Source organism: Janthinobacterium salmonicoloratum, from assembly GCF_051380845.1.
Taxonomy (GTDB): domain Bacteria; phylum Pseudomonadota; class Gammaproteobacteria; order Burkholderiales; family Burkholderiaceae_D; genus Janthinobacterium; species Janthinobacterium lividum_F.
This window is the reverse complement of the sequence record NZ_JBNYXV010000001.1, coordinates 2,617,546-2,642,110: the sequence shown is the minus strand read 5'-3', so window position 1 is coordinate 2,642,110 and position 24,565 is coordinate 2,617,546. Positions and strand designations below refer to the sequence as shown.

The 24,565-nt window shown below is 61.0% G+C and carries 22 protein-coding genes and 1 pseudogene; 18 read left to right on the top strand and 5 right to left on the bottom strand.

The genetic code is table 11. The annotated features are described in order from the left end of the window. The first annotated feature begins 19 nt into the window (after positions 1-19). The 12 genes and pseudogenes from ACQ4WY_RS12215 (at position 20) to ACQ4WY_RS12160 (ending at position 13,099) form a co-directional block, all read left to right on the top strand. Complete coding sequence (locus ACQ4WY_RS12215) at positions 20-298, top strand: hypothetical protein (RefSeq protein WP_436504203.1); 279 nt, start codon at positions 20-22, stop codon at positions 296-298. Next, complete coding sequence (locus tag ACQ4WY_RS12210; protein ID WP_436504202.1) at positions 295-2,238, top strand: aminotransferase class I/II-fold pyridoxal phosphate-dependent enzyme; 1,944 nt, start codon at positions 295-297, stop codon at positions 2,236-2,238. The genes ACQ4WY_RS12215 and ACQ4WY_RS12210 overlap by 4 nt, the downstream gene beginning before the upstream one ends. 153 nt (positions 2,239-2,391) lie before the next feature. After that, a complete protein-coding gene (locus ACQ4WY_RS12205) occupies positions 2,392-4,020 on the top strand; it encodes a D-alanine--poly(phosphoribitol) ligase (RefSeq protein WP_436504201.1) in 1,629 nt (542 codons plus the stop codon). After that, positions 3,980-6,742 (top strand): beta-ketoacyl [acyl carrier protein] synthase domain-containing protein, encoded by a 2,763-nt coding sequence (locus tag ACQ4WY_RS12200; RefSeq protein WP_436504200.1) that lies wholly within the window; start codon positions 3,980-3,982, stop codon positions 6,740-6,742. The genes ACQ4WY_RS12205 and ACQ4WY_RS12200 overlap by 41 nt, the downstream gene beginning before the upstream one ends. A 15-nt stretch (positions 6,743-6,757) precedes the next feature. Next, complete coding sequence (locus tag ACQ4WY_RS12195) at positions 6,758-7,078, top strand: RedY/HapK family protein (protein WP_436504199.1); 321 nt, start codon at positions 6,758-6,760, stop codon at positions 7,076-7,078. Beyond that, a complete protein-coding gene (locus tag ACQ4WY_RS12190; protein WP_436504198.1) occupies positions 7,075-7,815 on the top strand; it encodes a 4'-phosphopantetheinyl transferase family protein in 741 nt (246 codons plus the stop codon). The genes ACQ4WY_RS12195 and ACQ4WY_RS12190 overlap by 4 nt, the downstream gene beginning before the upstream one ends. Positions 7,816-7,830: 15 nt before the next feature. After that, entirely contained in the window at positions 7,831-8,982 is a 1,152-nt protein-coding gene (locus ACQ4WY_RS12185) for a nitroreductase family protein (RefSeq protein WP_436504197.1), read from the top strand. Between the two features lie 13 nt (positions 8,983-8,995). Next, positions 8,996-9,184 (top strand): annotated as a pseudogene (locus tag ACQ4WY_RS12180) (IS21 family transposase); the annotation flags it as partial. A 625-nt stretch (positions 9,185-9,809) separates the two neighbouring features. Beyond that, positions 9,810-10,460, top strand: coding sequence for a TetR/AcrR family transcriptional regulator (locus ACQ4WY_RS12175; protein ID WP_353659779.1), 651 nt, complete (start codon positions 9,810-9,812; stop codon positions 10,458-10,460). A gap of 169 nt (positions 10,461-10,629) precedes the next feature. Next, entirely contained in the window at positions 10,630-11,280 is a 651-nt protein-coding gene (locus tag ACQ4WY_RS12170; RefSeq protein ID WP_353659780.1) for a protein-L-isoaspartate O-methyltransferase family protein, read from the top strand. A 13-nt stretch (positions 11,281-11,293) separates the two neighbouring features. Next, positions 11,294-11,617: a rhodanese-like domain-containing protein gene (locus tag ACQ4WY_RS12165; RefSeq protein WP_436504196.1), complete on the top strand. Its 324-nt coding sequence runs from the start codon at positions 11,294-11,296 to the stop codon at positions 11,615-11,617. Positions 11,618-11,758: 141 nt separating this feature from the next. Continuing rightward, a complete protein-coding gene (locus ACQ4WY_RS12160; protein ID WP_436504195.1) occupies positions 11,759-13,099 on the top strand; it encodes a TolC family outer membrane protein in 1,341 nt (446 codons plus the stop codon). 69 nt (positions 13,100-13,168) lie between these two features. Here the strand turns inward: ACQ4WY_RS12160 and ACQ4WY_RS12155 are convergent, their stop codons facing one another. Continuing rightward, positions 13,169-13,636, bottom strand: coding sequence for a DMT family transporter (locus tag ACQ4WY_RS12155; RefSeq protein ID WP_436504193.1), 468 nt, complete (start codon positions 13,634-13,636; stop codon positions 13,169-13,171). Positions 13,637-13,727: 91 nt separating this feature from the next. Between ACQ4WY_RS12155 and ACQ4WY_RS12150 the strand changes: the two genes are divergently transcribed. Continuing rightward, on the top strand, positions 13,728-14,633 hold the full coding sequence (locus ACQ4WY_RS12150) for a LysR substrate-binding domain-containing protein (protein ID WP_436504192.1): 906 nt from the start codon (positions 13,728-13,730) through the stop codon (positions 14,631-14,633). Between the two features lie 4 nt (positions 14,634-14,637). Here ACQ4WY_RS12150 and gloA read toward each other — a convergent pair whose 3' ends face one another. From gloA to ACQ4WY_RS12130, 4 genes are all read right to left on the bottom strand, one after another. Then, positions 14,638-15,045 (bottom strand): lactoylglutathione lyase, encoded by a 408-nt coding sequence (gene gloA / locus ACQ4WY_RS12145; protein WP_010401713.1) that lies wholly within the window; start codon positions 15,043-15,045, stop codon positions 14,638-14,640. Positions 15,046-15,169: 124 nt separating this feature from the next. Next, on the bottom strand, positions 15,170-15,592 hold the full coding sequence (locus ACQ4WY_RS12140; protein WP_034788746.1) for an OsmC family protein: 423 nt from the start codon (positions 15,590-15,592) through the stop codon (positions 15,170-15,172). A 100-nt stretch (positions 15,593-15,692) separates the two neighbouring features. Then, a complete protein-coding gene (locus ACQ4WY_RS12135) occupies positions 15,693-17,003 on the bottom strand; it encodes a PQQ-dependent sugar dehydrogenase (protein WP_436504191.1) in 1,311 nt (436 codons plus the stop codon). Between the two features lie 39 nt (positions 17,004-17,042). Then, positions 17,043-17,309: a hypothetical protein gene (locus ACQ4WY_RS12130; protein WP_436504190.1), complete on the bottom strand. Its 267-nt coding sequence runs from the start codon at positions 17,307-17,309 to the stop codon at positions 17,043-17,045. Between the two features lie 262 nt (positions 17,310-17,571). Here ACQ4WY_RS12130 and ACQ4WY_RS12125 point away from each other — a divergent pair, with 262 nt between their 5' ends. The 5 genes from ACQ4WY_RS12125 (at position 17,572) to dnaK (ending at position 24,442) form a co-directional block, all read left to right on the top strand. Further along, a complete protein-coding gene (locus tag ACQ4WY_RS12125) occupies positions 17,572-18,543 on the top strand; it encodes an NAD kinase (protein ID WP_436504189.1) in 972 nt (323 codons plus the stop codon). A 47-nt stretch (positions 18,544-18,590) separates the two neighbouring features. Next, on the top strand, positions 18,591-20,258 hold the full coding sequence (recN, locus tag ACQ4WY_RS12120; RefSeq protein WP_436504188.1) for a DNA repair protein RecN: 1,668 nt from the start codon (positions 18,591-18,593) through the stop codon (positions 20,256-20,258). A gap of 149 nt (positions 20,259-20,407) precedes the next feature. Next, the gene (hemH, locus tag ACQ4WY_RS12115) at positions 20,408-21,517 is read left to right on the top strand and encodes a ferrochelatase (protein WP_436504187.1); all 1,110 of its coding nucleotides are present in this window, start codon (positions 20,408-20,410) and stop codon (positions 21,515-21,517) included. 353 nt (positions 21,518-21,870) lie between these two features. Further along, positions 21,871-22,407 carry a nucleotide exchange factor GrpE gene (grpE, locus tag ACQ4WY_RS12110; protein WP_034788734.1) on the top strand — a complete coding sequence of 179 codons (537 nt, stop codon included), beginning with the start codon at positions 21,871-21,873 and terminating at the stop codon, positions 22,405-22,407. Between the two features lie 91 nt (positions 22,408-22,498). After that, complete coding sequence (gene dnaK, locus ACQ4WY_RS12105) at positions 22,499-24,442, top strand: molecular chaperone DnaK (RefSeq protein WP_034745982.1); 1,944 nt, start codon at positions 22,499-22,501, stop codon at positions 24,440-24,442. Positions 24,443-24,565 lie beyond the last annotated feature (123 nt).

The window sequence follows — 24,565 nt, the reverse complement described above, 5'->3', positions numbered from 1 at the left end:
CATCTAACGAGAGGACACTATGTTAGGAAACAAGCTTCTCGCGTATATCGCGGAGAACTACCTCGGCGGCGAGTGCCAGCAGTTTGCGTTGGACACGCCCTTGCTGGAATTGAACATCATCGATTCCAGTGCGTTGTTCGATCTGGTCGACTTGCTGCGGCGGGAAGCCGGCGTGACGGTGCCGCTGAAGGCGGTCGTCCCGAGCAATTTCAAATCGGTGCAGCACATGCTGGATCTGGTCGAGCGCCTGCAAAGCGAAAGCCGGCCGGCACTGGCACAGGCAGCGGGGGTAGCATGATGAACGTACAGGTAATCGACCACATCGCAACGCCGGACGCAGGACTGCAGGCGTATGTGCTGGACATGTTCCAAACCCACACCGGCTACGCACGCGCCGACCTCGTGCCGGATGCCGATTTCGAGAGCGATCTCGGCATCGACTCGGTGACGCTGGCCACAACCCTTGCGGAGCTTTACAAGGCGCTCGGCCTGTCCAGCCGGCAAAATCCGCAACACACCAGCACGATTGCGCTCGTGCTGGCGCATATCGGGCAATGCCTGGAACAGGACGGAAAGATGCTTGCCTTGCCGCAGCGACCCTGCGTGCCGGAGCACGCAGCCGATGCGCTGACGACGGCGGTAATCGCCGCCTACAGCCGGCACACCGGTTACAAGCCGAGCGAGCTCGTGCTGGATGCCGAGCTGGAGAGTGATCTCGGCATCGACTCCGTTACTCAGGCAGCCGTGCTGTCCGAGCTTCCCAAGTTGCTTGGGATTGCCGCCGTCACCTTTCCCACAGGGTTGACCAGCATTGCACAGGTCATCGCGCATCTGCGGCCTCTCGTGCACCTGGAAATGCTGGAACCGGCAGCTCCGGCAATTGCAGTGCCGCCGGCGACGAAAGAAAAGAAGTGGTCAGAGTTCATCGACAACCTCGGCCATGCTGACGCCAGCGCTCTTTCCGTGGCGGCAGAGCCGACAGCGGACGACGCTCGTACGATGAAGGATTTCGTCAACATCCCGCATCGCGACCTGTTCCATAAGGCCCGCGAGTTCAATACGTTCTATCAGCGCAAGCAGCAAGAACAGTTGTACTGGTACGGCATGCCGCTGGAATCGCGCTGCAGCAACCGTGCGGTGATCTACGACGAGGTCAGCGGCAAGCGCCGGGAATTCCTGATGTTTGCGTCGAACAATTACCTGGGCCTGGCGAATCATCCGGAAGTGATCGAGGCGATCGTCAAGGGCGTGCGCGAATACGGTGCCACTAATACCGGCTGCCGCCTGATCGGAGGCACCAATGTGCTGCACATGGAACTGGAGCGGCGGCTGGCGAAGCTGAAGGGCAGGCAGGCATGTATCGTCTACCCGTCCGGCTATTCCGCCAACCTGGGATGCATTTCCGCGCTGGCCGGGCAGAACGATCTGATCTTTACCGATGCGCTGAACCACATGAGCATCCAGGACGGCTGCAAGCTGGCCGGCGCAGCGCGCAAGATTTATCCGCACGACCTGGACGGACTGGAAAAAATTCTACAGAAATATGCCGACCACGACGGCGGCAAGCTGATCGTCACCGACGGCGTGTTCAGCATGCACGGCGATGTGGTCGACTTGCCGCGCCTGGTCGCGCTGGCGAAGCAATACGGTGCGCGGGTCTTGGTTGACGATGCGCATTCCACCGGTGTGCTCGGCCGCACCGGTTCGGGCACCACCGAGCATTTCGGCATGAAGGGCGCGGTGGACCTGGAAGTCGGCACCATGAGCAAGACCTTGGCTGGCGTCGGCGGCTTCGTTTGCGGCGACGAGGAGGTGGTCGATTACCTGCGTTTCTATTCGCATTCCTATGTGTTTGCAGCCACTATCCCGGCGGCGGTCGCGGCCGGCCTGATCGCCGCGATCGACGTGATGGAGCGCGAGCCGCAGCGCATCAGCATGCTGTGGCGCAACGTCCATCACTTGCGCGGCCATTTGCTGAAAGCCGGGTTCGACCTTGAGCATTCCGCCAGCGCGATCATCCCGGTGGTGGTCGGCGATGATCGCAAGACGCTGGAATTTGGACGCGCGGCGCGTGCACGCGGCATGTATTGCCAGACCGTGGTGTTCCCCGGCGTCGCTGTCGGCGATGCGCGTTTGCGCATCAGCGTGAGCAGCGAGCACACGGTGGATGATCTGGATGAGGCGGCGCAGATACTGGTGGATGCGGCGAAGGAGGTGGGGGTGGAGGTGCGGGGATAGGTCTTCAGGTGAAGGACTTACGGTTCCTTCCCCTCTGTAAGGGGGAAGGTGCCCTATCCCGGATAGCAATGTGCGTGCACGGGAACGGCAAAGGACTGGTTACCCTCTTTTTTACAAAGAAGTGAAGCACCTCAATCTAATTAACGGACGAACATGAGCACTCCAACCTTCACCCCAGTCATTGATTACCTGCGCACCTCCGCGCAGGAACATCCCGATCGCCGTGCATTCGTTGATCCTGACGACATCAGTTTTAAACAGTTCTACCAGGCCGTGCGCCAGCGCGCTGCCCATTTTGCCCGCCATGGAACACAGCATGGCGACCGCGTCGCCATCTGGCTGCCGAAATGCCAGGACTATGCGTTGTCGCTATATGCGGCGATGGAAATCGGCGCCGTCTATGTGCCACTGGACGGCACGCAGCCGGCGGAACGCGCAAGGAAAATCCTGGACAGCGCCGAACCGACGGTGCTGGTCACGGATGCCGCACATTTCCGTGCACTGGACGGATGGCAGCGCGATACGCTGAAACTGATACTGATCGTTGATGATGTGCCCCGCGATTATGCGCCGGCTGGTAACACTGCGATCATGAAGGTTGCCGCAATACAGCCGTCGGTCGAACTGCCGCCACCATTCGCCGCCGGTGTGGACGATCTTGCCGCCATCCTGTTTACGTCCGGCTCCACAGGCGTGCCGAAAGGCGTGCAGATCAGCTACGGTAACCTGCACAGTTTCATCGCTTGGGCACTGGCGGAATTCAAGATGACGTCGCACGATGTATTCGCCAACCATGCCGGTTTTCATTTCGACCTTAGCACCTTCGATTACTTCGCCGCTGCTGCAGTCGGCGGTGCGGTATGGATCGTGCGCGAGGACGAGCAGCGCGATCTTGCGGCGCTGATCGCCGGCATCCGGCGACACAAGGTCAGCGTCTGGTACAGCGTGCCGTCGGCACTCGCGCTGCTGGCTGGCAGCGGCGAGCTGACATCTGAGGTTACTGCATCGTTGCGCCATGTGCTGTTCGCTGGCGAGGTATTCCCGATACGGCAACTGCAGGCATTGAAATCCTGCCTGCCTGCGGCATGCGCGCTGTATAACCTGTACGGCCCGACCGAGACCAACGTCTGCTTGTACTACCACGTGCGCGAAGATGACATGGCCCGCGATAAGCCAGTCTATATCGGCAGCACGCTGCCCGGCGTGATTGCGGAAATTCTCGACGCCGACGGGCAGCCGGTCAGCGGCGAACGTGCGATCGGCGAACTGGTCGTTTCTGGCGCGTGCGTGACGCCTGGCTACTGGCGCCGGCAGGAACCGGCCAATTACGTCAACCACCTGCACGGGCGGCATGCCACAGGCGACTTGGTCGGCATCGAGAACGGCTTCCTGTACTACCACGGCCGCAAGGACCGCATGCTCAAGCTCAACGGCAACCGTATCGAACTGGGCGAAATCGAAGCGGTGCTGGGCGCGATGCCGGGTATCGCAGAAGTCGCGGTCGTGGCGGAGTGCGCCGGGGATACGCAACACATCGTTGCCTATTACACGCTGCGTCATGCCGGCGAAAGACTTGGCGTGCTCGATATCAAGAGCTACTGCAGCGCCCGGCTTCCGCGCTACATGATCCCCAGGCTTGCCCGGCAACTGGAAGAATTGCCGAAGAATGCGAATGGCAAGATCGACTACCGCGCGCTGGAGCAACTGACTCGCAGCACCAGCGACACCGCAGCCATGCCGCATGCGGACGACCGCAACGACATCGTCACCGCCGATGCATAAGCCGCCGGCTTTCGAACCGATCGCGATCATCGGCATCGGTTGCCTGTATCCACAGGCGCGCGGCAAGGATGCGTTCTGGCGGCAGTTGCAGGCGGGGAAGTCTCACTTTGCGCCGCTGCCGCTGGCACGTTACTGGGACACTGACGGCAACGTGCGCGAACAGTTGCGGGGATGGCACGGCGCCTTTTTCGACGAGATGGAATTCGATTTCAAGCGCTTCCGCATTCCGCCGGTCTACCGCAAATCGGTATCGCAAATGATGTTGATGCTGTTGCAGGTGGCGGACGAGTGCGTGCGCGATGCCGGGTATGACAAGCGCGATCTGCCGCGCGATGAAGTGGCCGTTATGTGCGGCACCTGCTTCGGCTTCGACAGCACCATCGCCAACGCATTGAAGGTGGAAGGCGTGCGGCTGGCGCATGAACTTGCTGGCAGCGCCGAGGAATTTTCGCTCCTGAAGGAGACATTGCGCGAGCGCTTCGGTTCCTCCTCGCATGACCGGGTCGGCGAAATGGCAAGCAGCATTCCGGCGCGCATTGCATCCTTCCTGTCGCTGCGTGGTCCGGTGCAGGCAATGGAATGCGCGGATGCGACCGGCTACGCGCTGCTGGAGGCGGCAAGCCTGTCGCTTCACAGCGGCCAGAGCAGGGCAGTAATCGTCGCCAGCGGACAACGCATCGAGAGCCTACTGACGCCGTTGGCACTGGCAAGAAAGGGTTTTACTGGCGCCTGCGGCGGCCACCCTTTTGCGCAGGACGGAGCAGGCACGCCGATGGGCGAAGGCGCCACAGCGCTGCTGCTCAAACGCTTGTCCGATGCGCGACGCGACAACGACCGCATCTACAGCGTGCTGCGCGGCATGGGTGCGGCAAGGCAGGACGTGCCGGGGGCATTGGCTTATGCAGTTGATGGCACGGCGGCGTTCCATGTGATCAATGAAGCTTGTGCACAGGCGGAAGTGACGGCGGCGGCGCAACAGTATATCGATTGCGTGCTGCCCGGCATCGGCAGCCAGGCGCCGCAGTTGTTTAGCGTCTTGAGCGATGCCTGTGCGGAAGGCAAGCATCGGCCGTTGCAAGTTGGCGCCAGTGTCGCCACATTCGGTCATACCTTTGCCAATGCGGCACTCGCCGCGGTAGCAGGCAGCAGCCTGGCGTTGCACGAAAAAACCTTGCCGCAGATGCGGAGTTCGGCAGCGCTGCATGCGCGTGCCGGTATTGCGTATCCCGATGCTGCTATTCCTTGGCCTGGCGACGCGCCGCAGCTTGCCGGCGTCTTTGGCAGTAGCCTGACCGGCGTGCAATGGCATCTGCTGCTGTCGGCACCCGAAAGTGCCAGTCATGCATTGTCGTCCGATATGTCGCCTGCGCAAGAACAGCAGGAACCGATTGCGATCGTCGGCATCGGTGGTGCCTTCGGTCCCTGCAGCAATAGCGCCGACTTCGCGCAGCGCCTGTTCGACGGCCTTGATGCAGTGCAGCCGCTGCCGGAAAACGTGCTGCCGCGCTCCGCCTATTTTGGCGAAGGCGAGGCCGGTGTGCTGTCCAGCTATGCGCAATACGGCGCTGACCTCAAGCAGCGCGAGTATTACGATGCCGGTCTTGCCGCATATAAAATATTCCCGAAGCGCGCTGCCGCGCTGGATATCGCGCAAAAGCTGACCCTGCATGTCGCCGCCGAAGCACTGGTCGATTTCGGCTTGGCGCAGAAGCGCGACAAGCTCGGCCGCACCGCGGTGATCGTCGCCTCCAATCTCAGCCTGGGCCGCGAGCGCGAACTCGCGTGCCGGCTGCACGCGCCTGAACTGGTGCGCACCTTGGGAAGCGTGCCCGATGCCGGTACGGCGGACAACGGCATCGATCATTTCACGCTGGACGGCTACCTTGCCAGCGGCAGTGCGGCACTGGTGTCGGCCTGCTTCGGCCTTGCCGCGATGCCGGTCGCGGTGGAAGCGGCCTGCGCGTCGTCACTGGCAGTGTTCAACAATGCGGTGCTGGCGTTGCGTCGGCATCGCTACGACCTGGTGCTGGCCGGCGGCGTCGAATTGCCGGCCAACCTGCGCGATCTGGTGCTGTGTTCGTCGCAAATGATGCTGTCGCAACAAAGGATAGCGCCGTTTGCCGAGCATGCCGACGGCTTCTCGCCGGGTGATGGCGCGGCGCTGTTCGTGCTCAAGCGGCTCAGCGATGCGCTGCGCGACGGCGACCGTATTCATGCGACGATCACCGGCGTTGGCGGCTCCGCCGATGCAGTGTCGATGACCGCGCCCGATCCAGACGGGCAGGCGCTGGCGATGCGCCGCGCCTTCGCGCAGGCCGGCTATGCGGCAGCCAGCGTGCAGTACGTCGAAGCGCACGGTACCGGCACGCGCCTGGGCGATCTCGCGGAACTGACGTCGATCGGCAGCGTGTACGGCGGCGCGCGCGCAGTGCCGCTGCGCATCGGTTCGGTCAAATCCAACATCGGTCATACCTTCGCCGCCGCTGGCGCCGCCGGCTTGCTGAAAACGGTGCTTGCCTTGCAGCGGCATGCGCTGCCGGCCACCTTGCTGCGCCGCCGGATCGATCCGCAGTTGCCGCTGGCGGGCATCCCGGCCGAACTGGTGACCGCCAACACGCGCTGGGATGCGATCGACGGCAGCCGGCGCGCGGCGGTCAGTTCCTTCGGCACCGGCGGCATCAATTACCACCTGCTGGTGCAAGCAGATGGCGGCGTTCATTAACCACGGGAGTCTCACATGCAATCCATCGTCCATAAAATCCGCCTGCTTGACATCGGCCATGCGCAGGCTTTCGAAAACTGGGTACTGGACACCGACTATGCGACCTGTCCGGAATTGCCGAGTGTGCGCAGTTTCGACGTGCACCGGGTCAGTAGCGCGCATGATGCGCCGTTCCACTATATCGAGGTAATCAAGGTGAGCAGCAACGAGGCATTCAAGCGCGACATGGGCAGCGTGAGCTTCGCGCGGCTGGTGGAATGCTTTTCCACGATGGCGGAAGTGGTGGAGGAAGTCGCCGGCACGCAGCTCGGTGCCGGTTACCGGGCGCCTGCATGAGCGGCATTGCCGCAATCATGTTGCCTCAGACGGAAGCGCCTTGCATAGTGGGCATCGGTGACTGCGTTGTCAGCGCAGTGTCGGTCGAAGCGGTAGCGCGGCGCGAAAATGATCATGTTTACCTCGCACGCATGTTTGGCAATACCGAGCGCGAGCGGCTGCACGGATTGCGGCTGGCCAAGCGGCGCCGCGAATGGATGGCCGGGCGCGTCGCCGCCAAGGCCGCATTACAGCATCTGCATGCGCAGGCCGGTGCCGAATCGCCGTTGCATGCGCTGGTCATCGGCAACAGCAGTGCCGAACACAATCGGGGCCAGCCGGAGGCAGCCGGTGGCCATGTCAGCATCAGCCATTCGCAAGGATATGCGGTGGCTGCGGCCAGTGCTTATCCGGTCGGCATCGATATAGAGCGTGTGAGGCCGTTTCCGGATGCAGCGCGCGAGATGGCATTTACTGCGCATGAATTGCGCGTCAACGCCGCTGGCGGCGATGCCGTCTGTACTGCCGTCTGGGCCTTCAAGGAAGCCTTCATGAAGGCACACGGGAAAAGCATATTCGGCTGGTTTGCCGACATCGAGCTGGAAGCAATCGGCTTCGACGGCTACTTGTCATGGCGCGTGTCGCCGCGCCTGGTGGCACAGTTGCCGAGCAGCCAAGGATCGCAGCTTAGCGGCTACGGCGGGCTGATCGGCGATTACGCGCTGGCGCTGGTAGGACAGTGCGTATCACACGGGTAAGGGTAAGGGACGTTTATGGAATTTGAAGAAAACCTGCTACAAGCAGTCGACATTGCGCGCCAGGCGCCGTCTTCGCACAACTGCCAGCCATGGAAGCTGGTGCACATCGAAGACAGGCGGATGCGGGCGCAACTTTTGCCGGCACATGCTTGGCCGGAGCACGAGCAGTTGCTGCTGCTGGGCATCGATCGCAAGCGTACGTTGAGAGCACTACCCAGTCTTACGCTGGAAATGCAGCTCAGTTGCGGCATGTTCCTCGGCTTGTTGAGCGCGGCCTTCGATGCGCTGGGTTTTCACTGCAACTGGCACTGGCTGGATATGCTGGATACGCAGGCCCCCGCAGCCATGCCGTTCTTGCAATCGCTGGAACAACGGTATGGCTGCCGGGGCCTGGTGTTGCTTGCTCTGCAGCCGCAGCACGTTCCAGATGCCACGGCATTAGCCGGGTTGCAAGACAGCGTCCGGCAGCGCCGTACTCATCGCGCGCCGTTTGCCGAGGGCAGTTGCAGTGACATGGTGCTCGCGCAACTGCTGGAACGGCACTGGCCGGAACAGCTGACCGGGGACCAACTGCACATCCGGGTGGAACGCAGCCCGGCCTTCATTGCCCGTGCCGCCGATTTGGTACGGCAGTTCGCGGCGCTGGACTTCTCCAGCTATCGCGCATGGAAGGAAACCTACCGCTACCTGCATTTCGATCCGCGCAAGCCGGCCGAGGACGGTTTTTATCTGCATAGCCTGATGGGACCGATGTCGCCGCTGCGTACGCGCATCATGCAATGTGTGCTGGCGCCGGAGGTCATGCAAGTGCTGCGCATCGTGCGCGTGCCGCATAACATGGCGGCGCAACTGGCGGCGCTGGTAGAAGACTCAGCGCAACTGCTGTTGTGTAGCCTGCCGTCGGACGGCGTTGCATCGACGGTGATGGTCCAGGCCGGCGCGCGCCTGATGGAAGTATGGCTGAACGCGCAGCGGTTCGGACTTGCGCTGCACCCGCTCAGCGTGATGCTGCAGCACGACCGGGCGCGCGGCGAATTGCAGCGCCTGGCCGGCGGCGACCGGCGCATCGTTTTCTTCGCGCGCCTCGGTGCGATCAGGCAGCGGCACGGCGAATGCCTGCGTAGGCCGCTTGCCGCCATCATTGAAACCCACGGCGAGACAGTCTGATCCTCCCGCCATATATGCGGAGCGCCAATCGGCCAGCGCCATCGACCCATACGCTTTTCACCTCGCAGGCTGGCTCAAGACCGAGGCGGCCAAATCACGCAAGCAACGGCGCAGCCTAAAACAGCTTCACGAGGATCTAACGGAATTGGGGTTCAAGGGGGCTTACGACCGAGTGGCGGCGTTCGCCAGGCAATGGAAGGAGGGTCAAACAGAGTGGGTCAATTCGGTGCGCAAAAGAACAACTGACATTACACGCACAAAAATTTATACGCAAATCATTGATTATGTTCATTATTTGTCATTTTGGATTTTAATCATTTACACAGAAAAATGATTTTTTGATTTCTACAGTGAGATCTTTAGTTGTCATAAATAAACGATATTTTTACTGTGCAAACCAGAAAAGCATTTGTCTTCCCCATGTGTGTGCGATGAATTTCGCGGTGGAAAACGATTTAGCTGAGAAGTTGGACATTCAGCGCAGTGGCCTCATAATTCCTCGCGCTGACCTTCGGACTACGAGTTGTATAATCTCGATCACGCGTTTAGCGAGGTCGATAGGAATTCTTGTACTCTAGTCCATACCTCATCTGATACTGAACTACACCTGAAATGGCTTTTCGCCACGCATAGACAGATTGCACACGGCTTGTATTTTTTTGCGTGTTCCTAAATCCGCTGGCAAGTTTTTGTTGCATTGCGTGCAAACGGATGTGTCGTCCGTGCAAAGGGACGTGTCGTCCAACGCATAACACGGCCAGCGCTTGACCTTGACCGTAGACCGGTCTACCATTAATGACTCAAAAGTAAGTTACCCGGAACGATACATGCAAGCCCCGATTGATACCAAGCCCCGCTGGGAGCGGCGCAAGGATGCCCGCCCGCAGGAATTGCTCGCCGCCGCCCTCGACCTGTTTGTCGAACGGGGCTTCGCATCGACGCGCCTGGAGGATGTGGCCAAGCGGGCTGGCGTATCGAAAGGCACGCTGTACCTGTACTTTGAGAACAAGCAAGAGCTGTTCAAGGCCGTCGTGCGCGACAATATCGTGCAGTCGATCGGCGAGGCGGAAGACAGCATGGCCGCCTCGGACAGCAGCAGCGCCGAGTTGTTGCGCAAGGTGATGATGCAGTGGTGGGAAGAATTCGGCGCCACCAAGCTGGCCGGTTTGACCAAGCTGATGCTGGCCGAAGCGAACAATTTTCCGGAACTGGCGCAGTTTTACAACGAAGAAGTCGTCACGCGCGGCAATGGGCTGATCGTCAGCCTGCTGGAACGGGGCATGCAGCGCGGCGAATTCCGCCAGGTCGATCCGGTGCTGGTCAGCACCATCCTCAGCGCGCCCGTCACCATGCTGATGATGTGGACGCACTCCTTCCTGCCATGCGAGGTCAAGAATATCGATCCGCTCGCCTATATGGATGCCTTTATCGACATGAGCTTGCGCAGCCTGCAGGTGGAGGCGCCCGGGAAAAGTTGATCTGCAGAGCTTGCCTCTACCGTTCAGTTGCCCCTTTTCCAAGGTTCGCCCCCTCAAATCTGCAGATCGTCGCAAATTCCCTCCATTCCCCGTCTTTATGGTTAACATGTGCTTTCAGCCAGTTCAACGATAAAATGGCGGATTATTACTTCACTTACCGAGTCCAAAGATGAATATCGAACAAGCCCGCTTCAATATGATCGAACAGCAAATCCGTCCATGGGACGTACTGGATATCGACGTATTGGAGCTGTTGAACGTGGTCAAGCGTGAAGATTTCGTGCCGGCCGCCTATAAAAACCTGGCCTTCGTCGATACCGAAATTCCACTGGGCGGCGGCGAATGCATGTTGACGCCGAAGCTGGAAGCGCGCATTTTGCAAGACGTAGCCGTCAAAAAGCATGAAAATGTGCTGGAAATCGGCACCGGTAGCGGCTACATGGCCGCTTTGCTGGCGCACAAGGCACGTCATGTGACGAGCGTGGAAATCGTTCCCCAATTGAAAACCTTGGCCGAGCAGACCCTGGCCGCCAACGGCGTGACGAATGTGACCGTGGAACTGGGCGACGGCGCCCAGGGCTGGAGCAAGGGCGCACCGTACGATGTGATCGTCGTGTCCGGTGCCCTGGCTGTGTTGCCGGAAGCACTGTTGCAACAAGTCAAAGTCGGCGGTCGCATCCTGGCCATCATCGGCGAAGCGCCTATCATGTCGGCGCATCTGATCACGCGCAGCTCGGACAAGGCTTATGACACGCGCAAGCTGTTTGAAACCAATGTTACGCCGCTGCAAGCCGTGGCACCGTCGCATTTCAAGTTCTGAGGCGACCGATTCGATGGAGCATTTGAATGCACCGCAGCTGGCCGCCTGGCTGGCTGATCCTTCCCGCCCGCGTCCGTTTTTGCTCGACGTGCGCGAACAGTGGGAGTTCGACCTGTGCCACCTCGATGGCGCCACCCTGATGCAGATGAACTCGATTCCTGCGCGCATCGATGACCTCGATGAAGATGCCGAGATCGTTTGCATCTGCCATCACGGCATGCGCAGCATGCAAGTGGCGGCCTTCCTGGAGCGCAATGGTTTTGGCAAGATCAGTAATTTGACGGGCGGTGTGCATGCCTGGGCGCTGCAAGTCGACAGCGCGATGCCTAAATACTAAGTTATTTTGCAGTAGATGCACCCAGGCATGTTTTCCTGCATGCCTGCGGAGGCCTGTACCCCGCTCACCCGGCGGGCGCAAGGCAAGCGGTAGCAGATTTTTGATTCCATCAACTTTTGACGACTCCAACGGAGAAATGCAATGCGGAAACCCCTTATCGCCGTGCTGATGACCAGCGCCTTTGTCTCGATGACATGCTCGCTGCAAGCGCAGGCGGCCGATCTCATCCAGGTGTACCAGCAGGCGCTGGCCAATGACGCGCAGTACGCCAGCGCGCGCGCGGCCCTGTCGGCCGGGATGGAGCGGGTTCCGCAGGGGCTGGCAGGCTTGCTGCCGCAAATCTCTGCGTCGGGCAGCAATACGCGCGGCAATCAGGAGCAAATCGTCCAGAACAATGGCGGCAACAAGATCACTTCGCCATCCGTGAACGTGCGCACGAACAGCTACAACCTGACCCTGGCGCAGCCGCTGTTCCGCTGGGACCGCTGGGAAACCTATCAGCAAAGCAAGCTGGCGCAAGCGATTGCTGAAGCGCAATTTGCGCAAGTCCAGCAAGACTTGATCACCCGCGTGGCGCAGGCGTATTTCGATGTGCTGAGCGCGCAGGACAACCTGGGCGCCACGCAGGCGCAAAAGGTCGCCACGACGGAGCAGCTGGCATCGGCCAAGCGCAATTTCGAAGTCGGCACGCAAACGATTACCGACACGCACGAAGCGCAAGCGGCCTACGACCTGGTGGTGGCGCAGGAATTTGCCGCCATCAATGACCTGGCCAACAAGCGCAGCGCCTTGCAAACCATCATCGGCGAAGCGCCGACCACCTTGGCGCCGATGCGCACGGGCGTCGTCATCAGCGCGCCCGAACCGGCTGCCATCGAACCGTGGGTGTCGTCTGCCGAAGAGCAGAACTATGGCGTCGTCACGGCCCAGTTCAATGTGGAATCGGCCAAGCGCGACATCGGCCGCAACCGCGCCGGCCACTACCCGACCCTGGACCTGATCGCCAACGCTGGCCATACCTATTCCTCGGGTGGCGGCAATGGCAACGGCAACAACAACAATGCCATCGGCGTGCAGTGGAGCGTCCCTATCTTCAGCGGCTTTGCCGTCACCAGCAAGGTGCGCGAATCGATCGCGCTGGAAAACAAGGCCCGCAACGACCTGGAAACGGCGCGCCGCGCGGCATCGCAAGGCGCGCGCCAGGCTTTCCTGGGCGTCAATAGCGGCCTGGCGCAAGTCAAGGCGCTGGAAGCGGCGGAAGTGTCGAGCAAATCGGCGCTGGAGTCGAACCAGCTCGGCTATCAAGTGGGCGTACGCATCAATATCGACGTCTTGAATGCGCAGAAACAATTGTTCTCGACGCAAAAAGACCTGTCGAAAGCCCGTTACGACACCATCATGAACGGCTTGCGCCTGAAGGCGGCGGCCGGCACCTTGAAGGAAACGGACTTGATGCCCGTCAACGCCTTGCTCGACAAGTAAGCGTGGTCTTGCTCTGAATGAAAACCAGCACCGGCGACGGCGCTGGTTTTTTTTCGTCTTGAGGTGTTTTCACACGGTGCGGCTGTTGGCGATCTGGGTGAGTACGACACCGGCCACCACCAGGCCCGCGCCGGCGCAGTGCAGCGGAGAAATATGCTTGACGGCAAAGCCCAGCAGGCCGTAGCGGTCGATGGCCAGCGCGGCCAGCATTTGCCCGCCGATGACGGCCGCCATGAAGGGACCGGACCCCATTCGTGGCGCCAGCATCAGCGCGGCCGTAATATAAAACACGCCGGCCGCGCCGCCCAGCCAGGACCAGCCCGGCCCGCGCACGGCGAGGTGGAAATCGGGCGCCGGCACCCGCCAGGCCAGCATCACGAGCGAAGCGAGCACGGCGCTGACGGCCAGCGAGGCGATGGTGGCCAACAGCGGGTGGCCCAAGTTGCGGCCTAGCGCGGCATTCGCGCCCGCCTGGAAAGGGACGACGGCGCCGGCCAGCATGGCCAGCGGGGCAAATACGGTGATCCATCCATGCATGTGTGACTCCCACAGTTGAGTTGATGGGATCATCGTATTATGCTGTCATGATTAAATCCAATTCGTAATTTGTCAGCCAACTATGCACCAAATGAATAATTTGCGCGCCGTCGATTTGAACTTGCTGGTGATCCTGGAAGCGCTGCTCAGCGAGCGCCATTTGTCACGCGCGGCGGAGCGCTTGCACATGAGCCAGCCTGCCGTCAGTCATGCGCTGGCCCGCTTGCGCCATCTGCTCGACGACCCGCTGCTGCTGCGTGGCAAGGGGGGCTTCCAACCGACGGCGCGCGCCCTGGAATTGGCGCGGCCGCTGGCCGAAGCCTTGCAAAGCGTGCGCTCCGTGCTGGGTGGCGCCGTCTTCGAGGCGGCCACGGCGCAGCGCGTGTTTCGCCTGGCCATGTCGGATTACGGCGCGGCGCTGATCTTGCCCGCTTTGCTGCGGCGTTTGCGCGTGGAAGCGCCCGGCATCGATCTGGCCATCAGCTACGCCAGCCGCCCGGCCGTGATCGCTGGCGTGCAGGATGGCGAGATCGACCTGGCGCTGGGCGTGTTCCCGCAACTGCCCGAGCAGTTACATAGAGAAACCCTGTTCGAGGAAACGTTCGTGTGCGCGCTCGATCCGGCCAGCCTGGCGTCAGGTGAAATGCTGGGCCTGGAAACCTATCTGGCGCGCCCCCATGTGCTGGTGGCGTCCAGCGAAGGCGGCATGGCGGCCGAAGTCGACGCGGCTCTGGCCCAGCTGGGCCAGACGCGCCGCATTGCCGTGCGTGTGCCGTACTGGACGGTCGCACCGGATGTCGTGATGGGGACGGACTTGGTCCTGACGGTGGCGCGGCGCGCCTTGCAGGGAAGCGCGGCGCAAGGGCTGGCGCTGTACGCTGCGCCGTTTGCCATCGCGCCGTTTGCGTTTGAAGTGATACGGCACCGCCGCACGGAGGGCGATGCGGGCATCGCCTGGCTACGCGCGGCCATCGCACAGGTCGTCGAGCCAGGCTGAGGTATTACAAGCCGCCGCCCTGGCCATCGAACTTGCGTTCGATCAATTCGATCTTGTAGCCGTCCGGGTCGGTGATGAAGGCGATGACCGTGTTGCCACCTTTCACGGGGCCCGGTTCGCGCGTGACGTTGCCGCCATTCGCGCGTGCCGCGTCGCAAGCGGCGACGATATCGTCGGCCGAGATGGCGATGTGGCCATAGGCCGTGCCCAGCTCGTAGCTGGTGGTGCCATAGTTATACGTCAGTTCCAGTTCCGCGTGGTCGGGATTCGAGCCGTAGCCGACGAAGGCCAGCGTGTACTGGTATTCCGGATTGTCGCTGGTGCGCAGCAATTTCATGCCCAGGACCTTGGTGTAAAAATCGATGGAGCGCTGCAGGTCGCCGACCCGTAACATGGTGTGCAAAATACGCATCGTAAATCCTTGATGATGATAGGGGAATGGCAGGATTTTATGCGTTTTACGGCTTTCTTGCCGAGACCGCCCCGGCTGCCCTGGTACAGGACAGCAGCGGACGGTGACGTCAGTGCCCCAGGATTTACTCCAGATGGGCGTCCAGGGTGATTTCCGTGGCCAGCAACTTGGACACGGGGCAGCCGAGCTTGGCGCGCAGGGCCGCGTCTTGGAACGCTTCTTCGGTGGCGCCGGGAATGCTGGCCACCAGGGTCAGGTGCACGGCCGTGATGGCATAGCTGCCATCGATTTTTTCCAGGCTGACATCGGCTGTGGTTTTCAGGGCCGTGGCGCGCAAACCCGCCTCGCCCAGTTGCCCGGACAGGGCCATGGTGAAGCAGGCGGCATGGGCAGCGCCGATCAGTTCTTCCGGATTGCTGCCGGGACCGTCCTCGAAGCGTGTGTTGAAGCCATATGCCACATTGTCGAGCGCACCGCTTTGGGTGGAAATAAACCCTTTGCCATCTTTAAGGCCGCCACTCCAGACGGCTGATCCTGTTTTTTTCATGATGTACTCCTTGCGTGGTTCGAGCGTCCATCATGCGCGCCCCACCCTTGCCCTTCCGTTCGTTGCGTCACACAGGGGGGCATGCGCGGCGCATCGGCGCTCACGGCGCCGGCGTCACGCGCCAGACGACATTGCCCACGTCGTCCGCCACCAGCAGCGCGCCCGCCTTGTCGACGGCCACGCCAACGGGGCGCCCCTGCGCCTTGCCATTGCCGTCGAGGAAACCGCTGACGACATCTTGCGGTGGCCCGCTGGGCACGCCATTGGCAAAGGGCACATAAATGACTTTATAGCCGCTGAAAGGCTTGCGGTTCCACGAGCCGTGCTGGCCGATGAAGGCGCCGCCCCGGTAGCGGGCGGGCAGCAAGGTGCCGTCATAAAACGCCAGACCCAGCGAAGCCGTGTGTGCACCCAGCGCGTAGTCGGGCGCGATGGCGGTGGCCACCAGTTCGGGGCGCGGCGGCTTGACCCGCGCATCGACGTGCTGGCCGAAATAACTGTAGGGCCAGCCATAGAAGGCGCCATTCTTGACGGAGGTCATGTAGTCGGGCACCAGGTCGTTGCCCAGCTCGTCGCGTTCATTAACGGTCGTCCACAGTATCCCGCTGTGCGGCTGCCACGCCATGCCGTTCGGATTGCGCAAGCCCGTGGCATACACGCGTGCCTTGCCTGTCGCGCGCGTGACTTGCCAGATGGCGGCGCGGCCATCCTCGGCCCCCATGCCGTTTTCGCCCACATTGCTGTTCGAGCCGACGGAAACATAGAGAAATTTGCCGTCGGCGCTGGCGACGACGTTCTTGGTCCAGTGATGATTGATGGGCCCGCCTGGCAAATCCATCACCTTGACGCCCGGCGCCGTGATGGCCGTTTGCCCGGCGACGTAAGGAAAGCGCATCAGCGCATCGGCATTGGCAATGTACAGCTCGTTGTCGACCAGGGCCATGCCAAAGGGCGAGTTCAGTCCTTGCAGGAGTACGCTGCGCGTCTGCGCCACGCCGTGCGCGTCGATGCCGCGCAGCAGGGTGATGCGGTTGGCGCTGGGCGTGGCCGCGCCCGCCTTTTTCATTTGCATCTGCATGATGGCGCCCTTGATACCCTTGCTGTCGTCCGGTTTCGGCGGGGCATTCGTTTCCGCCACCAGCACGTCGCCATTCGGCAGCACGTACAGCCAGCGCGGATGGTCGAGGTCGCGTGCATACGCCTGGATGGCCAGGCCCGCCGCGACGGCGGGGCGCTGCGCGGCCGTCCAGCGCTGCACGGGCGCCACATTAACGGTGGGAATGAACTGCTTGTCTGGCGCGGGCAGGGCGGGTTGCGGACCAAAACCCACGGGCATGGCGGACGCGTGGGCGTGGGCGATCGTGGTGCCGCAGGCAGCGGCCAGCAGGAATGAACAGACGTAGCGGTGCATGGCGTACTCCGGAAAGATAGCGGTGCGTGACAGTTCGATTCAGCGCGCCTTCTTTGGTTCCAGCTGCGCGTCGGGGCGGGCTTGCTGCGGGGCGGCGGGCTTGACCTTTTCCACGCCGGGCTGGGCGTGGCGATCCGTGTCAACCAGGCCCTGTTCCAGGTCGCTGGCCGCCTGTTGCATGATTTTGCGCGGATGCACGTTTTGCGCATCGGGCGATTCATCGCGCTCGTGCGGCAGACGGTCGACACCGTCATTCTTGACCTTTTCATCGGTATTGATCTTGCGTTCGCTATGCTGGGTAACCATATGGCCTCCTGACAGGAAAGTTGACGTAAGCTCAGTGTCCTGCCGTGACAGGCCGCCTGCAAGCGGATATATCCATGTTGGGAGCGCTGGCGCACGCATGAACGATTCTTTTTCTGCGCTACACTGCGTGCAATACCAAGAACGCCCCTTGCGGGCACACGGCAGCCGCACTATACTGTGCATATATACAGTATTATTCGATGCCGGCGTGCGACGCGACTGCCTGGGGCGGTTTGCCACCGAATTCACTTCCGAGACTCTTATGCCCGTCGATACACACGCCGAACAGCGCGCCGAACAGCCAGCCGCGACCTTGCCAGCCCCGGGCGAGCGCTTCAACCTGGGTGCCAAGACCATCGCCCTGGTCGTGCGCCAGAATACGGATGGCATTGCCGAGCCCGTGAAAAGCATCGTCGATTTCCTGCAAGTGCTGGGCCACACGGTGGTCTTTGAGGCGGAGACGGCCGCGCACCTGAACCTGGCGTTTCCCGGCGTGCGCGCCATGTCGCCGGCCGAGATCGGCGCCGCCGCCGATTGCGCCATCGTCATGGGCGGCGACGGCACCATGCTGGGCATTGCGCGCCAGCTGGCGCCATTCGACGTACCTTTGATCGGTATCAATCAGGGGCGCTTGGGTTTCATGACGGATATTCCGCTTGAGCGCATGCTGCCCGTGCTGGCGCAAATTCTCGGTGGCCGCTTCAAGGCCGAACGCCGCACCTTGCTCGAAGGCAGTGTGCTGCGTGACGGTGAGTCGATTCACGTGGGCATGGCCGTCAACGATGTCGTCGTCGCGCGCGGCGCCGGCGCCGGCATGGCCGAATTGCGCGTCGAGGTCGATGGCCATTTCATGTACAACCAGCGTTCGGATGGCTTGATCATTTCCACGCCGACGGGCTCGACCGCGTACTCGCTGTCGGCCGGCGGCCCTTTGCTGCATCCGACCTTGGGCGGCATCGTGCTCGTGCCCATCGCTCCACATGCGCTGTCGAATCGCCCCATCGTCCTGCCCGACTCCAGCCAGATCGTCGTGGAAATCGTGCGCGGGCGCGATATCAGCGTCAATTTCGACATGCAGACCTTTGCCAGCCTGGTGCAGCAAGACCGCATCCTCATCCGCCGTTCGCCGCATACGATTACCTTCCTGCATCCGGAAGGGTGGAGTTACTACAACACCCTGCGTGAAAAATTGCACTGGAATGAGTACCCGTCGGGCGAAGGCAAGCTCAGCTAACATTTTCTCCACGCTAACCCGCGGTGCGCCGCCTAACCACAGAAGCCATGCTCCATACACTGTCCATTCGCGATTTTGTCATTGTCGATACCATTGAACTGGAATTTTCCGCCGGCTTCAGCGTGCTGACGGGTGAGACGGGCGCCGGCAAGTCCATCCTCATCGATGCGCTGACCCTGGCGCTGGGCGGGCGCGGTGACGCCAGCGTGGTGCGTGAAGGCGCGGCCAAGGCCGACATCACGGCCGACTTCTCCGTCAGCGAGGTGGCGCAGGCCTGGCTGGTGGCGCATGAATTCGCCAACGACGATGGCGGCGCCCTGTTGCGCCGCGTGATCGACAATGCGGGCCGCTCGAAGGCGTACATCAACGGCATCCCCGCCACGGCCGCGCAGCTGCGCGAACTGGGCGACATGCTGGTCGACATCCACGGCCAGCACGCGCACCAGTCCTTGTTGAAAAGTGAGGCGCAGCGCGCCTTGCTCGACGGCCAGGCGACGGCGCGCGAAGCGGGCGCGGAACAGGATGCGCGGCAAGTGGCGGCGCTGCACAAGCGCTGGCGCGCCCTCGTGCGCCAGCGCGAAGAATTCGAAACGAATGCCGCCAACGTGCTGTACGAGCGCGAACGCCTGGAATGGCAAGTGGGGGAACTGGAAAAACTGGCCGCCAAGCCCGGCGAGTGGACGGAGATTACGAACGAGCACAGCCGCCTGTCGCACGCGGCCAGCCTGCTGGAGGGGGCGCAGGACGCCCTGTCGACTATTTCCGAGTCGGAAGACCATCCCATCGTGTCGCAACTGTCGGCCCTGAACCAGAAGCTGGGCAAGCTCGTCTCCGTCGATGCGGAATTGCAGCCGATCGTCGACCTGATCGAATCGTCGCGCATCCAGCTGCAGGAATCCGTGTACGCACTGAACAATTACCTGGACCGGGTCGAGCTGGACCCGGAGCGGCTGCACCAACTCGACGCGCGCATGGAAGCCATGCACAGCACGGCACGCAAATTCCGCGTCACGCCCGAAGAATTGCCGGAGGAACACGCCAAGCTGTCGGAAAAGCTGCAGCACCTGGCCGACGCTTCCGACATCGAGGGCTTGCTGCGCCAGGAAGCGAAGATCGAGGCCGAGTACCGCGGCGTGGCCGAGCGCCTGTCCGACACGCGCCGCGCCGCCGCCCTGGAGCTGGGGCAAGCCGTCACGCGCGCCATGCAGGAACTGAGCATGACGGGCGGCAGCTTTGAAATCGCCCTGCACCCGTGCGAACCGGCCGCCCACGGGCTCGAGCAAGTCGAGTTCCTCGTCGCCGGCCATGCGGGCACGGCACCCCGATCCCTGGCGAAAGTCGCTTCCGGCGGCGAATTGGCGCGCATCGCGTTGGCCATCTCCGTCATCACCTCGCACGCCACCACCACGCCGACCTTGATCTTCGACGAGGTCGACAGCGGCATCGGCGGCGCCGTCGCCGAAGTCGTGGGGCGCCTGTTGAAACGCCTGGGGCAGGGACGGCAAGTGCTGTGCGTGACCCACTTGCCGCAAGTGGCCAGCCAGGCCAATCAGCATTTCCAGGTGGCAAAAAGCACCCTGGACAATGGCAAGACGGCATCGCGCATCGACATGCTCGACGCCAAGGCCAGGGTGGAAGAAGTGGCGCGCATGCTGGGCGGCCTGGAAATCACGGCCACCACGCGCAAGCATGCACGCGAGTTGCTGGCGATTTAAACGCAGGCTTAAATCCGGGGTCAGACCCCCGGATGCGTTAGCGCCGAGCTTGACGTTAGCGGCATTGAGGGTCTGACCCCAGTGCCTCGCTATTAACTCAATGCAACTATAATAACTGGCTATCCATCCAACGCCTTCGAAGAGCCTTCATGTCATTTCAAACAGAACCGCCGTACACGCATGGCAGTATCGACCGCAGCGCCGTGGTGCTGGTCAACCTGGGCACGCCCGATGCACCGACCTCGTTGGCCGTGCGACGCTACCTGAAGCAATTTTTGTCGGATCCGCGCGTGGTGGAGATTCCCCGCATCGTCTGGTGGTTCATCCTGAACCTGATCATCCTGCCATTCCGCTCTGGCCAGTCGGCCAAGAAATACGCGTCGATCTGGACGCGGGAAGGCTCGCCCCTGAAAGTGCACACGCAAAAGCAGGCCAAGTTGCTGGCCGGCGCCCTGGCCGAGCGGGGTCATGATGGCGTGACGGTGGCCATGGCCATGCGCTACGGTTCGCCTTCCTTGCCCGACGTGCTGGCCAAGCTGAAAAGCGAAGGCTGTGAGCGCATCACCATCCTGCCTGCCTATCCGCAATATTCTGGCACGACGACGGGTTCCATCTACGACGCCGTGTTTGCCCATTACGCCACGGTGCGCAATGTGCCGGAATTGCGCTTTATTAAGCAATATCACGAGCACGACACGTATATCGACGCCTTGCGCGACTCCGTGCTGAACCACTGGGAGGCGCATGGCCGTCCCGAAAAACTGGTGATGAGTTTTCATGGCGTCCCCAAGCGCACCTTGCTGCTGGGCGACCCCTACCACTGCCAATGCCTGAAAACGGCGCGCCTGCTGGCGGAAAAGTTAAAATTATCTAAAGATCAATATGTGGTGACCTTCCAGTCGCGCTTTGGCAAGGCCGAATGGCTGCAGCCGTACACGGCGCCCACCCTGGTGGCGCTGGCGCAACATGGCGTCAAGCGCGTCGATCTGCTGTGCCCGGGCTTTACCAGCGATTGCCTGGAAACGCTGGAAGAGATCGCCATGGAAGCCAAGCATGATTTTGAAACGGCTGGCGGCCAGCAGTTTCATTACATCGCTTGCCTGAACGAAACGCCAGCCTGGATCGCGGGCCTGGCGGAAATTGCGGAACAGCACATGATAGGCTGGCCGACGATGAAGACGGCGGCGCAGCGCGAGGCGGACAAGAAAGTGGGCGAGCAGGCGCGCGAGGCGGCGCTGGCCCTGGGCGCGCCGAATTAAGCTGTCGCTGCCGGTATCCAATATCATCAAGAAAGCCGCGCTTGCGCGGCTTTGTCATGTCTGGCGTGGTCAAGGGGTTTTCCAAATAGCAACACCACCAGTGGCGATGGCGGCGGCGGGGCTGGTAGAATGCCCGCTTTGCCGTGGGAAGCCTGGAAAACCAAGGGGGCGCGCGCACGGATCGCTGTCCGAAATGGGTAGCGTTTTGTAATAAGCTGTAACATGGATCGATGTAATCCTGGTTTTGCCGCACATACCCCTTGAAACAATAGGATATAGCCCCATCTGCCCGTTAGTGTTGTAAAGATAGTTAGACTAACTCATTTAAGTCATTGATTGTAGGAGCTTTTCAGATGCAAGATCAGGAAAACCAAGCTGTACCTAATCCGCAAGCGGACGCCGCGGCGACTGCCCCATCGACTCCCGCAGAGCCTACTTTGGAAGAGCAGCTGGCGAGTACCGAAGCGCGTCTTGCAGAGATGCACGATGCCTTCATGCGCGCCAAGGCCGATGGCGAAAATATCCGCCGCCGCGCGCAGGAAGATGTTGCTAAAGCACATAAATTCGCAGTGGAAAGCTTTGCCGAGGCCATGGTGCCGGTGAAAGACAGCCTGGAAACGGCGCTGACGGTGGAAGCACCGACCATCGAATCGCTGAAAGAAGGCGTCGAGATGACCCTGAAGCAATTGAACGCCGCGTTCGAGCGCAACCGCCTGGTGGAAGTATTGCCAGTGCAGGGTGAAAAGCTCGATCCGATGAAACACCAGGCTGTTGCCGTGGTGCCAGCGGAGCAGGAAGCCAATACCATCGTGTCCGTCCTGCAAAAGGGCTATATGATTGCGGACCGCCTGCTGCGTCCAGCCATTGTAACGACCGCGCAAGCAAAATAATCAGAGTGCGGCATCAAGCAAGCCTTGAAACCATGCCGCTTTGCCACATATAAGAACCATCTGAAATCTAGCAAATAAAAGGAAAAAAATCATGGGTAGAATTATCGGTATCGATCTGGGAACCACGAATTCCTGCGTTTCCATCATGGAAAACGGTCAACCAAAGGTAATCGAAAACGCTGAAGGCGCACGCACGACGCCGTCGATTATTGCTTATCAAGAAGATGGCGAAATTCTCGTCGGCGCGCCAGCGAAACGCCAGGCCGTGACCAATCCGAAAAACACGCTGTACGCAGTCAAGCGTCTGATCGGTCGCAAGTTCGACGAAAAAGAAGTTCAAAAAGACATCGCGCTGATGCCGTATCAAATCATGAAAGCCGACAACGGCGATGCATGGATTGGCGTACGCGACAAAAAACTGGCGCCGCCGCAAATTTCGGCTGAAGTCCTGCGCAAGATGAAGAAAACGGCAGAAGACTACCTCGGTGAAGAAGTCACCGAAGCCGTCATCACCGTGCCCGCGTACTTCAACGACTCGCAGCGTCAAGCGACCAAGGATGCCGGCCGTATCGCTGGCCTGGACGTCAAGCGCATCATCAACGAGCCAACCGCGGCAGCGCTGGCGTTCGGCCTGGACAAGACCGAAAAAGGCGACCGTAAAATCGCCGTGTATGACTTGGGTGGCGGTACGTTCGACGTGTCGATCATCGAAATCGCAGATGTTGATGGCGAGAAACAATTTGAAGTGCTGTCGACCAACGGCGACACCTTCCTGGGCGGCGAAGACTTCGACCAACGCGTCATCGATTACATCATCGACGAGTTCAAGAAGATCAACGGCATCGATCTGAAAAAAGATCCGATCGCTCTGCAGCGCATCAAGGCTTCGGCCGAGCGCGCGAAGATCGAGTTGTCGTCGTCGCAACAAACCGAGATCAACGAGCCGTACATCGCCATGGCGAACGGCGCACCGGTCCACTTGAACCTGAAGATGACCCGCGCCAAGCTGGAATCCCTGGTGGAAGAGCTGATCACGGCCACGATGGAACCATGCCGCATTGCCATCAAAGATGCTGGCGTGAAAGTGTCGGACATCGATGACATCATCCTGGTCGGCGGCATGACGCGTATGCCGAAGGTACAGGAAAAAGTGAAGGAATTCTTCGGCAAGGATCCACGCAAGGACGTGAACCCGGACGAAGCCGTCGCCGTGGGCGCAGCGATTCAAGGTTCGGTCCTGTCGGGCGAACGCAAGGACTTGCTGTTGCTGGACGTCACTCCTCTGTCCCTGGGTATCGAAACCCTGGGCGGCGTGATGACCAAGATGATCCACAAAAACACGACGATTCCGACCAAGTTCAGCCAGGTGTTCTCGACGGCCGACGACAACCAGCCTGCGGTGACCATCAAGGTCTTCCAGGGTGAGCGCGAAATCGCCGCCGGCAACAAGGGTCTGGGCGAATTCAATCTGGAAGGTATCCCGCCAGCATCGCGTGGTACGCCACAGATCGAAGTGACCTTCGACATCGACGCCAACGGCATCTTGCATGTCGGCGCGAAAGACAAGGCCACCGGCAAGGAAAACAAGATCACGATCAAGGCCAATTCCGGCTTGACCGAGGCTGAAATCCAGAAGATGGTCAAAGACGCCGAGTTGAACGCGGAAGAAGACAAGAAGGTCAAAGAATTGGCCGAGTCGCGCAACCAGGCCGATGCTCTGGTACACTCGACCCGGAAATCCTTGACCGAATACGGCGACAAGCTGGATGCGGGCGAGAAAGAGAAGATCGAAGCGGCCATCACCGACCTGGAAGCAAGCATCAAGGCGGGCGACAAGGCTGAGATCGACGCCAAGGTGGAAGCACTGTCGAGCGCATCGCAGAAACTGGGCGAAAAAATGTATGCCGACATGCAAGCGCAGCAAGCTGCCGGCGGCGCGGAAGGTGCACAGCAAGCTGCTGGCGCATCGGACGCAGGCGCCAAGCAAGACGACGTTGTTGACGCTGACTTCAAAGAAGTCAAAGACAGCAAGTAATGTCTTGCGCTCCCATGAACTGGGGGCAGCCGGGCTGAACGCTACATCGCGGGATTAGCCGCGAAGACCGGCCGAGCCGAGTCGTTGCCCAGTGCAGCACTCGACTCGGCTTTTTCGTGTAAT